General features: G+C 63.5%; 11 protein-coding genes. 1 reads left to right on the plus strand and 10 read right to left on the minus strand.

Going from position 1 to position 12675, the window contains the following annotated elements; genetic code table 11:
- Positions 1 to 83: 83 nt before the first annotated feature.
- Both parC and recO read right to left on the minus strand, forming a co-directional pair.
- Positions 84 to 2339 (minus strand): DNA topoisomerase IV subunit A, encoded by a 2256-nt coding sequence (gene parC / locus AC0QUY_RS01565; RefSeq protein ID WP_475385466.1) that lies wholly within the window; start codon positions 2337 to 2339, stop codon positions 84 to 86.
- Positions 2340 to 2526: 187 nt separating this feature from the next.
- Positions 2527 to 3279 carry a DNA repair protein RecO gene (gene recO, locus AC0QUY_RS01570; RefSeq protein ID WP_161855029.1) on the minus strand — a complete coding sequence of 251 codons (753 nt, stop codon included), beginning with the start codon at positions 3277 to 3279 and terminating at the stop codon, positions 2527 to 2529.
- Between the two features lie 568 nt (positions 3280 to 3847).
- Between recO and AC0QUY_RS01575 the strand changes: the two genes are divergently transcribed.
- Positions 3848 to 5014 (plus strand): acyltransferase family protein, encoded by a 1167-nt coding sequence (locus AC0QUY_RS01575; RefSeq protein WP_161855030.1) that lies wholly within the window; start codon positions 3848 to 3850, stop codon positions 5012 to 5014.
- 63 nt (positions 5015 to 5077) lie between these two features.
- Here AC0QUY_RS01575 and AC0QUY_RS01580 read toward each other — a convergent pair whose 3' ends face one another.
- The 8 genes from AC0QUY_RS01580 to rpoZ all read right to left on the minus strand — a co-directional run bounded on the left by AC0QUY_RS01580 (position 5078) and on the right by rpoZ (position 12544).
- Positions 5078 to 5458, minus strand: a complete 381-nt coding sequence (locus AC0QUY_RS01580; protein ID WP_161855031.1) for a hypothetical protein — start codon at positions 5456 to 5458, stop codon at positions 5078 to 5080.
- Positions 5459 to 5495: 37 nt separating this feature from the next.
- Entirely contained in the window at positions 5496 to 6422 is a 927-nt protein-coding gene (gene era, locus AC0QUY_RS01585; RefSeq protein ID WP_475385467.1) for a GTPase Era, read from the minus strand.
- Positions 6412 to 7230: a ribonuclease III gene (rnc, locus tag AC0QUY_RS01590; RefSeq protein WP_475385517.1), complete on the minus strand. Its 819-nt coding sequence runs from the start codon at positions 7228 to 7230 to the stop codon at positions 6412 to 6414. Before rnc ends, era begins: the two co-directional genes overlap by 11 nt.
- Positions 7227 to 7985, minus strand: coding sequence for a signal peptidase I (gene lepB, locus AC0QUY_RS01595; RefSeq protein WP_057858924.1), 759 nt, complete (start codon positions 7983 to 7985; stop codon positions 7227 to 7229). Before lepB ends, rnc begins: the two co-directional genes overlap by 4 nt.
- 276 nt (positions 7986 to 8261) lie before the next feature.
- Positions 8262 to 8681: a holo-ACP synthase gene (acpS, locus tag AC0QUY_RS01600; protein ID WP_057858925.1), complete on the minus strand. Its 420-nt coding sequence runs from the start codon at positions 8679 to 8681 to the stop codon at positions 8262 to 8264.
- Positions 8678 to 9442, minus strand: coding sequence for a pyridoxine 5'-phosphate synthase (locus AC0QUY_RS01605; RefSeq protein ID WP_475385468.1), 765 nt, complete (start codon positions 9440 to 9442; stop codon positions 8678 to 8680). Before AC0QUY_RS01605 ends, acpS begins: the two co-directional genes overlap by 4 nt.
- 125 nt (positions 9443 to 9567) lie before the next feature.
- Positions 9568 to 11859: a RelA/SpoT family protein gene (locus AC0QUY_RS01610; RefSeq protein WP_161855035.1), complete on the minus strand. Its 2292-nt coding sequence runs from the start codon at positions 11857 to 11859 to the stop codon at positions 9568 to 9570.
- 292 nt (positions 11860 to 12151) lie between these two features.
- Positions 12152 to 12544, minus strand: a complete 393-nt coding sequence (gene rpoZ / locus AC0QUY_RS01615; protein ID WP_024512695.1) for a DNA-directed RNA polymerase subunit omega — start codon at positions 12542 to 12544, stop codon at positions 12152 to 12154.
- Between the last annotated feature and the right edge of the window lie 131 nt (positions 12545 to 12675).

Consider the following 12675-nt stretch of genomic DNA (forward strand, 5'->3'; position numbering starts at 1 on the left):
GCATCGGCGAGAACAAGCACGCAGTCAAAGGGGATCAGGAGAAATCGAGACCGGATTACGAAACCGTAATCCGGTCCCCGACCCTACTCCACGCCGCGCAAAAACTTGTTCGACTTCGGCAGGCCGTGTGCGAGGCGGCCGGCGTCGGCGCGGGTGCCGCGCCAGTCGGCCAATTCCTTGGCGCTCATGCTCTGCTCGCGGCCGGCGGAGTCCTTCCAGGTCAGGCCGGCCTTGAACTCGAACACGGCGACGTCGGACAATTTGGCGCTGGAATATTTCTGCAGCCGCACGCCGCGGCCACGCGCCATCTCCGGGACCTGGTCGAGCGGGAACAGCACCATCTTGTGGTTGGTGCCGATCGCGGCGACGGTGTCGCCCTGCACGGTCGCAATCGCGCAGGCCTCGTTCGGCATGGTGACGTTGAGCACCTGCTTGCCCTTGCGGGTATTGCTGACGCAGTCCTCTTCCTTGACCACAAAACCCTGGCCCTCGCTGCTCGCGATCAGGAACTTGCGCTCGCCCTTGTTGACGAACAGCGACACGATGGCCGCGTCCTGCTCGAGGTCGATGAACATGCGGATCGGCTCGCCATGGCCGCGGCCGCCCGGCAGCTTTGCGACGTCGAGCGAGTAAAACTTGCCGTTGGTGGCGAACAGCAGCAGCTTCGACGTGGTCTCGGCGAAGAAGGCGTGGTCGAGCTTGTCGTCGGTCTTGAAGGCAAGGCCCGAGATATCCTCGACATGGCCCTTCAGCGTCCGGACCCAGCCCTTCTCGGAGATCACGACCGTCACCGGCTCGCGCTCGACAAAGGCTTCCTCGATCGCGGCGAGGTCGTGCTCGGGCGCGTCGGCGAACTGGGTGCGGCGCTTGCCGAGCGGCGTCTTCGGCCCGAAGATGTCGCGTACTTTCCGGACCTGCTCGCCGACCTTGGACCATTGCTCGGCTTCGGAGCCGAGCAGCGACTTGATGCCCTTCAATTCGTTGCGAAGGTTCTTGTCCTCGGTGCGGATCTCGAATTCCTCGAGCTTGCGCAAGCTGCGCAGGCGCATGTTGAGGATGGCGTCGGCCTGGACTTCGGTGAGCTTGAACGCCTTGATCAGCGCCGGCTTCGGCTCATCCTCGGTACGGATGATCTTGATCACCTTGTCGATGTTCAGATAGGCGATCAGGTAACCGCCGAGGATTTCGAGCCGGTTCTCGATCTGGGTCTTGCGGTAGTTGGAGCGGCGCACCAGCACGTCGCGCAGATGGTCGAGCCATTCGCGCAAGCACTCCGCAAGCCCCACCACCTTGGGGATCTTGCCCTTGATCAGCACGTTGAGGTTCAGCGAAATCTTGCTCTCGAGCTCGGTGAGCCGGAACAGCGATTCCATCATCAGCGCGGGATCGACCGCGCGGGATTTCGGCTCGATGATCAGGCGAACGTCCTCGGCGGATTCGTCCCTGACGTCGCCGACCAGCGGCAGCTTCTTCTCATTGAGCAGTTCGGCTATCTTTTCGACCAGCCGGGATTTCTGCACCAGCCACGGAATTTCAGTAATGACCACGACCCATGTGCCGCGGGCGCCCTCTTCCTGGGTCCACTTGGCGCGGGTGCGGAACGAGCCGCGCCCGGTCATGTAGGCTTCGGCGATACTTTCCTTTGAGTCGACGATGATACCGCCGGTTGGGAAGTCCGGGCCCTTGACCCATTTCAGCAGCGCCTTGGATTTCGCCTCGGGCTTGTCGATCAGATGCAGCGCGGCGTCGCAGAGCTCGGCGGCGTTGTGCGGCGGGATCGAGGTCGCCATGCCGACTGCGATGCCCTGCGCGCCGTTGGCAAGCAGGTTCGGGAAGCCGCCGGGCAGAACCACCGGCTCCTTGCTCTGGCCATCGTAATTGGCGCGGAACTCGACGCCGTCCTCGTCGATGCCCTCGAGCAAGAGCCGCGCGACCTCGGTCATGCGCGCTTCGGTGTAGCGGTAGGCGGCCGGGTTATCGCCGTCGATATTGCCAAAGTTGCCCTGGCCGTCGACCAGCGGGTAGCGCGAGGAGAAATCCTGGGCGAGACGCACCATGGCGTCGTAGATCGCCTGGTCGCCGTGCGGATGGAACGAGCCCATCACGTCGCCGACGATCTTTGCGGACTTCTTGAACGGCGTGCCCGGATCGAGCCGTAGCAGGCGCATGCCGTAGAGGATGCGCCGGTGCACCGGCTTCAGCCCGTCGCGGGCGTCCGGCAAGGCGCGGTGCATGATGGTCGAGAGCGCGTAGGCGAGATAGCGCTCTTCCAGCGCATCGCGCAGCATCACCTCGTGGATTTCGGCCGGCTCTTCCGGCGGCAGCTGTCGTTTTCCCATGGGGAGGCGTTAAACTTTTCGGCTGAATCGAGCAAGATGCGAATGGGGGCGATTGTCGTCCTTACGCACGCAGGCACCAATAACCACAGGCGTTTGTGGCGAAAAATGGCTGGGGCCGCAGGGCCAATTGACGGGCCGCGGGCGTATGGGTCCCTGCTTTCGCAGGGACGACGCCGATGGTGGCGCGTCAAGCTGACGAGCTGATTCGGGCCCGATGCCGGGTCACCGCGTTGATGAACCCGTCCCTCGCATCGGAATGGCCCTGCCCGCGCGGCTCCAGCACGTGGCGGAGCAGGAACAGGCCGGTCAGCCGAAACCCGTCCTGCAGGTCCTGATCCGACCAGCTGTTGGGGCCGCCCTCGCCTTCGCGCAGGAAGGCCGGCAGCCGCAATAGCCGGTCCCGATAGGGCTCGCCGGCCGCGCGCGACACCGCGCCGCCGGATTTCGGCGAGACGTAGATCAGGTCCGTCGTCTCGCCGGTGGCCGCACAGTTTTCCAGGTCGAGGCCGAAGCCGAGCTCGGCCAGCATCGCGAGTTCGAACCGGATCAGATGGGCCGCCGCGCCGCCGGCATCGTCAAAATCGTCCAGCGTGCGGTCGAGCATCTCGTAGATGTCCTCATGCGGGTCGCGCTCCGGCAACAGCCGCGCCAGCGAGGCCAGATGGGTGACGCCATAGACCGCATGCGAGGATGCCAGCAGCGTCGCCGCGCGCAGCCGCGTGCCTTCGATGGCATAGGTGCCGAGATGCTCGTCGAGCCGCGCCCGCCACACCGCGGTGACGCTGTTGCCGGGCTGCAGCAGCGGCCGCATCCGCGATCCGGCGCCGCCGCGCACGAGGCCAAGGTGGCGACCGTGTTCGCGGGTCAACAGCTCGACGATGGCGGAGGATTCGCCATGCCGCCGCACGCCAAGCACGATGCCCTCGTCGGTCCATTCCATGGGCGTAACTATAGCGCCATATAAAGCCAGCCACAGAAGTTTTCAGACACAAAAGACCATCGCGATGGCCAGCATTGTTGGTGGCCTGATCGTCGGAATCCTCGAATTTGCGTTCCGGCTGGTCTCGGAAATCCTGCCAACCGTTTGCTATTTCACGGGGCTCGCGCTGGTATTCGCGGCTACGCTCGGCAGAGTTTCGGTCGAACTCCCCAAAAATCTCACCAGGTCGGCTGGACGGACGAACTGCGGATCGCGCGCTCGCCTCAGGGACGAACGACCCTGTCTCCCGCGCTCGGCGTCATCATCGGCTTCATCATCTGGGCCATCATCGTGAGCGCGTCGATTGTTTTCTACGCGCGCACATGACGGCCAACCGCGATCAGTCCTGGCCGGGAGGCGCTCGCGCCTTTGGTTGCCGAAAGGCGTGCTGCTTGCACTAAAGGCCGCCCGAGGGGAGCTCGCGTAAGGTGTGCTGACGTATAAGATACTCTCAATGGCTGTCATGCCCGAGTGAAACTACGTTCAGGCCATGCTCAGTCTGGACCCCAGAAAGAACGACACGTCCCTGATGCTTGACCTGCTGCGCACCGGCGCGGCCCAGATGGTTTGCGTCGGCCACGCCGTCATTTTTTTTGCAGGCGGATTCAATGAACGCTGGCCTCTTCCCCAAAATGCCGGCGTCGCGCTGTTTTTCATTCTGTCTGGATTCCTGATCACCTACACCCTCGTCGAGCGCTCGAAGAACCCGTCATATGGCTTTGGAACATTCCTGATCGAGCGGACGGCTCGCATCTATTCCGGCCTGATTCCGGCCCTGGCGCTGGTGATCATCGTCGACGGCATCGTCCTCCACTTTGTCAACGATCCTTCGATCTCCGCTGCCTATGATCTGCGAACGCTTCTGGTGAACCTTGCCATGTTCGAAGGGTACCGCGGCAGCCTGAGCGAATTTTCCATTACGCAGTGGCGGCAGTTTGGATCCGCGAGCCCGCTTTGGACCCTGGCGATCGAGTGGCACATCTACCTCTTTGTCGCCGCCATCTTCTTCATGGGCATGAAGACGTCCACGATTCCGCTGCTGGTTCCGGTCGCGATCCTGTTCGGCCAAGTGCCGTCCCACCACATCTTCTATCCGTTCCAGACCGACGGCGTCGGCCAGGGACTGTTCATTGCATGGCTTCTGGGCGCCTACGTCTATTTCATCAGCCGGCGCATCAGGATACATCCTCTGGCCGCGGCAGGGATGGCTGTCGTTGCCCTTGCCTATTATCTGCTGTCGACGCACGCCGGCGGCGAATATAAGCTCACCTCCTATTTGGCGCTCGCCATCTTCATCCTCTTTTTGGTCCAGGCCTCGCAGGCCACACGCATCATCGGATCACCTCGCGTCGCCACCGCAATCCGGTTTTGCGCCGGTTATTCCTTCACGCTGTATCTGATCCATCATACGCTGATGTACGCAGTGCTTCTTCTGGGCTATCGCGGAAGCACCGTCGCGATCGGCATGATCCTCATTTCCAACGTGGTTGCGGCCGCGATGGCAATCCCGACCGAGATGAAGCACAAAACGATTGCACGCTTTCTGTCGCGGCTGGCAACCGCCACCGCCGAGGAGGCACGCCGCAGGAGCGCCGCAATTCTCAATCTCTCACGCAGGTGTGTGCAACGCTGCCGTGTCCAGGAGTGCGACAAGCAGGAAGAAGCGAAGAAGCCCTCGACAATACGGCATGCCTGAGACGATACGGAAGCCGGACCCGGGGGTACGGCGGCTTGCGCCGTCACCAACGCCGCCGGACAGCTATGCGTTGAACCAGCCAACCGCGTCGCCGGTGAAGGAGAAATAGAGCCCGGCCGCGGTCAGCGCGCAGGAGATCACCTCGATGCCGCTACCGAACTGAATGCCCTTCTCGCCGATGATCTGCACGAGCGACATCACCGACAGCACCAGGGCCGCCACCAGGACCCAGCGCGGCCAGTTCTTGCGATGTTCGGCGGCGAGCCGGACGAAATAGGCCAGCAGCAGGATCAGGCCGGCCGCCATCAGCGTTCTGGTGTTGATCACCTGCTCCGTCATCTTCGCCGTCGGCGTGCGGTCCTGGAACGCGACCGAGATCGCGTCCAGCGTCAGCGACAGATACAGCAGGACTTCAAACCACACGACGTTGCGAGGTAAGGTCATCGGGCTTGTTCTTCGTTGTGGCTGGCGTGCTGCCTGCTCATTCCTTGGGGAATTCCAGTCCCATTTCCCGGTAGCGATCGGGGTCGTCGCCCCAGTTCTCGCGCACCTTGACGAACAGGAACAGGTGCACGGGTACGCCCAGGATCTCCGCGATCTCCTTGCGCGACTCCGCGCCGATCGACTTGATGGTGGCGCCGCCCTTGCCGAGCACGATCTTGCGCTGGCTCTCGCGCTCGACAAAGATCGTCTGCTCGATCCGGACCGACTTGTCCTTGCGCTCTGTCCAGGTGTCGGTCTCAACGGTCGACTGATACGGCAGTTCCTGGTGGAGTTGGCGATAGATCTTTTCCCGGGTGATTTCGGCTGCCAGGTGCCGCAGCGGCGCATCCGACATCTGGTCCTCGGGGTAGTGAAACGGTCCCGCCGGCACGCCCTTCGCCAGCGTCTTGCGCAGGTCATCGACGCCGTCGCCCGACAGCGCCGAGATCATGAAAGTGTGCTCGAACTTCATGCGCTCGTTGGCGGCCTGCGCCAGCGCCAACAACTTTTCGCGCGGGATCAGATCGATCTTGTTCAGGACCAGGATTTTCGGATGCTGCACCGTTGCCAGCTTGCCCAGGATCGCGTCGGCTTCCTCGTCGATTCCGGCCTTGGCGTCGAGCAGCACGCAGACGAGATCGGCGTCATGCGCGCCACTCCAGGCGGTGGAAACCATGGCGCGGTCGAGCCGCCGCTTCGGCGAGAAGATGCCGGGCGTATCGACCAGGATGATCTGCGCATTGTCCTCGATCACGATGCCGCGTATCAGCGCGCGCGTGGTCTGCACCTTGCGCGAGACGATCGTGACCTTGGAGCCGACCAGCGCGTTGACCAATGTCGACTTGCCGACATTGGGGGCGCCGATCAGCGCGACGAAGCCGCAGCGGGTCTCGCTGGACGCGCCGGGTGCGGGTTCAACTGTCATTGCTGCCGCCACCGACGCCTTCGCGTTCGATCATCACGGAAGCGGCGACCTTCTCGGCGGCGCGCTTGGAGCCGCCGACGCCCTCCGCGGGCGCCAGTCCCGGCAGATCGACGGCAACGCGGAATTGTGGGTCGTGATGCGGCCCGGTGCGCTCGATCTCGCGGTAGACCGGCGTCGGCAAGCCCTTGCTCTGGGCCCATTCCTGCAGCACCGTCTTGGGATCGCGCAGCGGCCGGCGCGGCTTGCGCATCCGTTCCAGCCAGTTTCGCTCGACGAATTGCGACGCCGCCGCATAGCCGCCGTCGAGATAGATCGCCCCGATCACCGCCTCGCAGATATCGCCGAGCACCGATTTGCGCAGACGCGCACCGGCCCCCGCGCCAACCGCGCCGAGCTTGATGTCATCGAGCAGCCCGAGCGACTTGGCGACGTCGGCGCAGCTCTCCTTGCGCACGAGATCGGCGAGCCGCTTCGACAATTCACCCTCGTCGGCCCGCGGATAGGCGCGATACAGCATGTCGGAGATGATCAGCCCGAGCACGTGATCGCCGAGGAATTCCAACCGCTGATAGCTGTCGGCGCGATGGCGGGTCGCGGGCTTCAGGGCGGAGACATGCGTGAACGCCGTCGTCAGCAGCGCCGGATCGGAGAACTTGTAGCCGATGCGGCCCTCGATCGCAGCGGCCGCAGCCTTGGCCCCAGCCTTGCCGCGCTTCTTCTTCGGCGTAGCGACGCTCGGCGCATCCGCCGGCGGACCCGCCTCGCCTGAGGCCGCTGCGTCGGGAATGGTCGCGGTCTCGTCGTTCATCGCACGATTGTGAATAGGCGATTCCAGCGCACCGCGGTCGGCCAACGCCAGAACATCCATGCGTGTTCGCCCTCGGCAATGGAGAAGAAGATCATCTGCGCCCGGCCGACGATATTCTCGAACGGCACGTAGCCGACGGCCGACAGCACGCGGCTGTCGGTCGAGTTGTCGCGGTTGTCGCCCATCATGAAGAAGTGGCCGGGGGGCACGGTGTACACGCTGGTGTTGTCGTAGAAGCCGTTGTCGACGCAATCGAGCGATTCATAGCTGACGCCGTTCGGCAGCGTTTCCTTCCAGCGCTTGACGCGCGCGGTGGCGTCGGAGCCGCAGGGGTCCTCGCCGATGAAATCGGAAAGCCGCTCGCGCTTGACCGGCTTGTCGTTGATGTAGAGCAGCCCTTCCCGCATCTGGATGCGGTCGCCCGGCAGGCCGATCACCCGCTTGATGTAGTCGGTGGAGTCATCCTTCGGCAGGCGGAACACCACGATGTCGCCCCGGTTCGGCTCGGAGCCGAAGATACGCCCCGAGAACAGAGGCGGCGACAACGGAATGGAGTAGTGGCTATAGCCGTAGGAATATTTCGAGACGAACAGGTAATCGCCGACCAGCAGCGTCGCCTTCATCGACCCTGAGGGAATGTTAAACGGCTGGAACAGGAAGGTGCGGATCACCAGCGCGATCAGGAGAGCATGGATGACGACGCGGATGGTTTCGCCCAAGCCGCTTTCAGATTTTGTGCTGGAGGTCACGCTCATCGCTTTCCCAATTCCCGCGAGCGCTGGCCCGCACGGTGGCAGAACGTTTTCCGCACGCGAATCGCCTGGTTCGCGTCAGGAAAATGGTCTCAATACTGATGTTGAGGGCCAATTCCGGCGCTAACCTGAATCGGCCCTGGCTCGAACTAGTTGCTGCGCGTTTTAGACGGTTGTTCGTGGGGGCGCAATCAAGTGCCGCCTCAAAACTTCATAATCCATTGAAAAACAATGATTTTTAGTTTTGCTCCGCTTCCCCGGCGCAAACGCCTGCGCGGCTCATGATTTGCCGGGCGTGACCGCCGAAATTATGACGAAGGCCTGCGCCAGCGGCCAGTCATCGGTGATCGACAGATCGATGCGCGCCTCGAACCCCTCCGGCGTCAGCGCTTCCAGCCGGGCCAGCGCGCCGCCGGTGAGTTTCATGGTCGGCCGGCCCCCGGGCAGGTTGACCACCCCCATGTCCCGCCACCAGACGCCGCGTCGGATGCCGGTGCCGAGCGCCTTGGAGCAGGCCTCCTTGGCGGCGAATCGCTTGGCGTAGGTTGCGACCACCATCTTTTCGTTGTTGGCCCGGCGCGCCGCTTTGGCGCGCTCGGCGTCGGTGAAGATGCGGTCGAGGAAGCGGTCGCCGTGACGCTCGATCACCTTGGCAACCCGGGTGATGTCGACCAGGTCGGAACCGATGCCAATGATCATGGCCGGCCCGCAATGTTCTGGCGGCCGCGGTCCATCGCGGCGCGCATTTGCCGCACGGTCTCGGGCAGGCCCACGAACAGCGCCTCCCCCATCATGAAATAGCCGATGTTGAGTTCGGCGATCTCGGGCAGCGCGGAAATCGTCTCGGCGGTCTGGTAGTCGAGCCCGTGGCCGGCATGGACCTCCAGCCCCGCGGCGCGGCCCAAAGCGGCCCCCTTGACGATTCGCTGCCATTCCGCCTCGGCCTTTGCCGCATAGCCGTCGACCACGGCATCGCACCACCCGCCGGTATGGATCTCAATGACCGGCGCGCGCAACTTTGCCGCCATCTCGATCTGCCGGGGGTCGGCGGCGATGAACAGCGACACCCGGATCCCGGCGTCATTCAGCCGGGCGATGAACGGCGCCAGCGCATTGTGCTGGCCGACCACGTCGAGCCCGCCCTCGGTGGTGAGTTCTTCGCGCCGCTCCGGCACCAGGCAAACGGCATGGGGTTTTGTGGCGAGCGAAATCCGCAGCATGTCCTCGGTCGCCGCCATCTCGAAATTCAGCGGCTTCGAAATCTCGGCCTTCAGGCGCGCCATGTCGCCGTCGCGGATATGACGGCGGTCCTCACGCAGATGCGCGGTGATGCCGTCGGCGCCGGCCTCGATCGCGGCGAGCGCGGCCCGCACCGGATCCGGCCGCTCGCCGCCCCGCGCGTTGCGAAGGGTTGCGACGTGGTCGACATTGACGCCGAGGCGGAGCGGAGGAACGGGCATTGCGGTCTCGCAGATTTGCTTGCAGGCAAAAAGGATAGCACGTGTCATGCGCGGGCGTGACCCTGCGCATCCATTTACTTGAGAAGGATGGATTGCCGGGTCAAGTCCGGCAACGACAATACGGTCTACCCGTTGACCCGCTCAACCTTGGCGACGACGGCCTTGGCGCGCAATTGTGCGATAATTGCACTGAGATGCTTGAGGTCATAGACCTCGAGATCGATGGTCAGCTCGGTAAAATCGGGCGAGCGGCGCGACATGCTGATATTGTCGATATTGCCGTCATGCTCGGCGATCACGGTGGCGACCTGGGCGAGGCTGCCGGGCTCGTTGACGTTGTGCACGAGTATCCGCGCCGGGAAGCGCTGCGGCATGGTCTCGTCGATATCCCAGCGCACGTCGAGCCAACGCTCCGGCTCCTCCTCGAAATCCTTCAGCGCCGGCGACTGGATCGGATAGATGGTGATCCCCTCACCCGGCGTGACGATGCCGACGATGCGGTCGCCCGGCACGGCGCCGCCGTTTGGCGCAAACTTCACCGGCAAATCCGAATTGATGCCGCGCACCGGAATCACGGAGGTAGAGCGCGCCGGGTGCGGCTCCGACTTCAGCTTCAATTTCACGGCGAGGCTCTTCTTGGCCCCGTACTTTACCAGCCGTTCTTCCTTGTAGTCCGGATACATGGCGCGGGCGACGTCGGAAGCCTTCAGCTCGCCGCGTCCGACGGAAGCCATCACGTCCTCGATCGAGGTGCGGGCCAGCCGCGGCAATGCGCCCGTCAGCTTGTCGTCGGCATATTCGATCTTGGCGCGCGCGAACAGGCGATCGACGATGCGGCGGCCGAGGCCGGCATATTGGTCGCGCACCGCGGTCCGGGTCGCGCGCCGGATCGCCGCGCGCGCCTTGCCGGTGATCGCAAGCGATTCCCAGGCCGACGGCGGTGCCGACTGCGCCTTCGAGGTCAGGACCTCGACCTCGTCGCCGTTCTGCAGCTCGGACGACAGCGGCGCGAACTTGCCGTTGATCTTGCAGCCGACTGCCGAATTGCCGACGTCGGTATGCACGGCATAAGCGAAGTCGATCACGTTGGCCTGACGCGGCAGCGCGATCAGCTTGCCCTTCGGGGTGAAGCAGAACACCTGGTCGTGGAACAGCTCCAGCTTGGTGTGCTCCAGAAACTCTTCCGGATTGGCACTTTCGGAGAGGATGCCGACGGTATGACGGAGCCAGGCAAAGGCGTTGGATTCGTGCTTGAGCCGCTCGGTCGGCGAGCCTGCGCCCTCCTTGTAGAAGGCATGCGCGGCGATGCCGAATTCCGCGATCTGATTCATCTCCTCGGTGCGGATCTGCAATTCGACGCGCTGGTTGCCGGGACCGATCACGGTGGTGTGGAGCGAGCGGTAGTCGTTCTGCTTCGGCGTCGAGATGTAGTCCTTGAAGCGACCCGGCACCACCGGCCAGGTGGTGTGCACCACGCCGAGCGCGGCATAGCAGTCTTCGATTTCGCTCAGGATGATGCGGAAGCCGTAGATGTCGGACAATTGCTCAAAGCCGATCGACTTGCGCTCCATCTTGGTCCAGATCGAGAACGGTTGCTTGCGCCGGCCATAGACGCGCGCGATGATCCCGTTCTTCTGCAGGTTCTTGGAAAGCTGGCTTTCGATCTCGCCGATCAGATTGCGGTTGCGGTCGGCGAGCGCGTCGAGCCGCTGCTTCACTACTGCATACGCTTCGGGATCGAGCACGTGGAAGGACAGATCTTCCAGCTCCTCGCGCATCTCATGCATACCCATGCGACCGGCGAGCGGCGCATAGATGTCGAGCGTCTCCTCAGCGATGCGGCGGCGCGAGGCGTGCGGCACGAATTCCAGCGTGCGCATGTTGTGCAGGCGATCGGCGAGCTTGATCAGGAGCACGCGGACGTCGTCGGCGATCGCGAGCAGGAGCTTGCGCAGGTTCTCGGCCTGCTTGGCTTCCCGCGAGACCAGCTCCAGCCGCTTCAGCTTGGTGAGCCCCTCCACCAGCGCGCCGATCTCGTGGCCGAAGATGTTGTCGATCTCGGCCCGCGTCGCCTCGGTATCCTCGATAGTGTCGTGCAGCAGCGCCGCCACGATGGTGGCGTCGTCGAGCTTGAGGTTAGTCAGGATCGCCGCGACCTCGAGCGGATGCGAGAAATAGGGATCGCCGGACGCGCGCGTCTGGGTGCCGTGCGCCTTCATGGCGTAGACGTAGGCGCGGTTGAGCAGGTCTTCGTTGGTATCAGGGTTGTACGAGCGGACGCGCTCGACCAGGTCATATTGGCGCATCATGCGCGAGCGCGGCGATTTCGGCTTCTCCGCCACCGGCGATGTCGGGGCGACCGCGACCCCACCGGTTGCGGCCTGCATCTGCCTTGAGCTGCGGCGCCAATACGCCATTACATCACTGCCTTCTTCCACCAGACCCGACGGGTCCCGCTCTTAGCGTATCTAATGCGTTTTCGGACGGCGATGCACGCCGCCCGGGCCGCGAAACGGTTCAATTTCGCTTGGGCCAGCGGCCATCCAACGCCCACCCCTGCGGCCAGCCGGCTGGCCTAGGTCAGCCGGTTTCCACCGCACCCGCCAAGGACGCATTGTAACCGCAAAAATGTCAACAAAAGCAAAGGCCCGGACGAATGTCCGGGCCTTCGACAGATCGGGGAGTTCGGGACGACCGGAATGTTCCGGATTACTCGTCTTCTTCGGGCTGCTCTTCCGGCGGCGCCAAGCCTTCCAGACCCTTGAGCAGCTCTTCCTCGGTCATGCGCTCGACCGCGACCTCGGTGTCGTCGGCATCGACGCTGGCGCCGGCCGAGCCGATCAAAGGCACGGTATCGGGCTCAGGCTCGTCGACCTCGACGAATTTCTGCAGCGAATGAACCAGTTCCTCGCGCAGGTCTTCCGGGGAAATCGTGGAATCGGCGATTTCCCGCAGCGAAACGACCGGGTTCTTGTCGTTGTCCCTATCAACCGTGAGTTGCGATCCGGATGAGATCATACGGGCGCGATGTGCCGCCAGCAACACCAGGTCGAACCGGTTGTCGACCTTATCAATGCAATCTTCCACGGTGACGCGCGCCATAGACTGTCGCTCCGTTATCTGGGGCCAAATATGTCGGTATTGGGGGCTAGTTATAGCGGCGGGGGCGGTTTCGCAAGACTAAATTTGTGATTTGCCTTCCTAATGGGCTCTGATACCCCAGCTTCGGGGCC

The sequence above is a fragment of the Bradyrhizobium sp. WYCCWR15520 genome, from assembly GCF_056174665.1.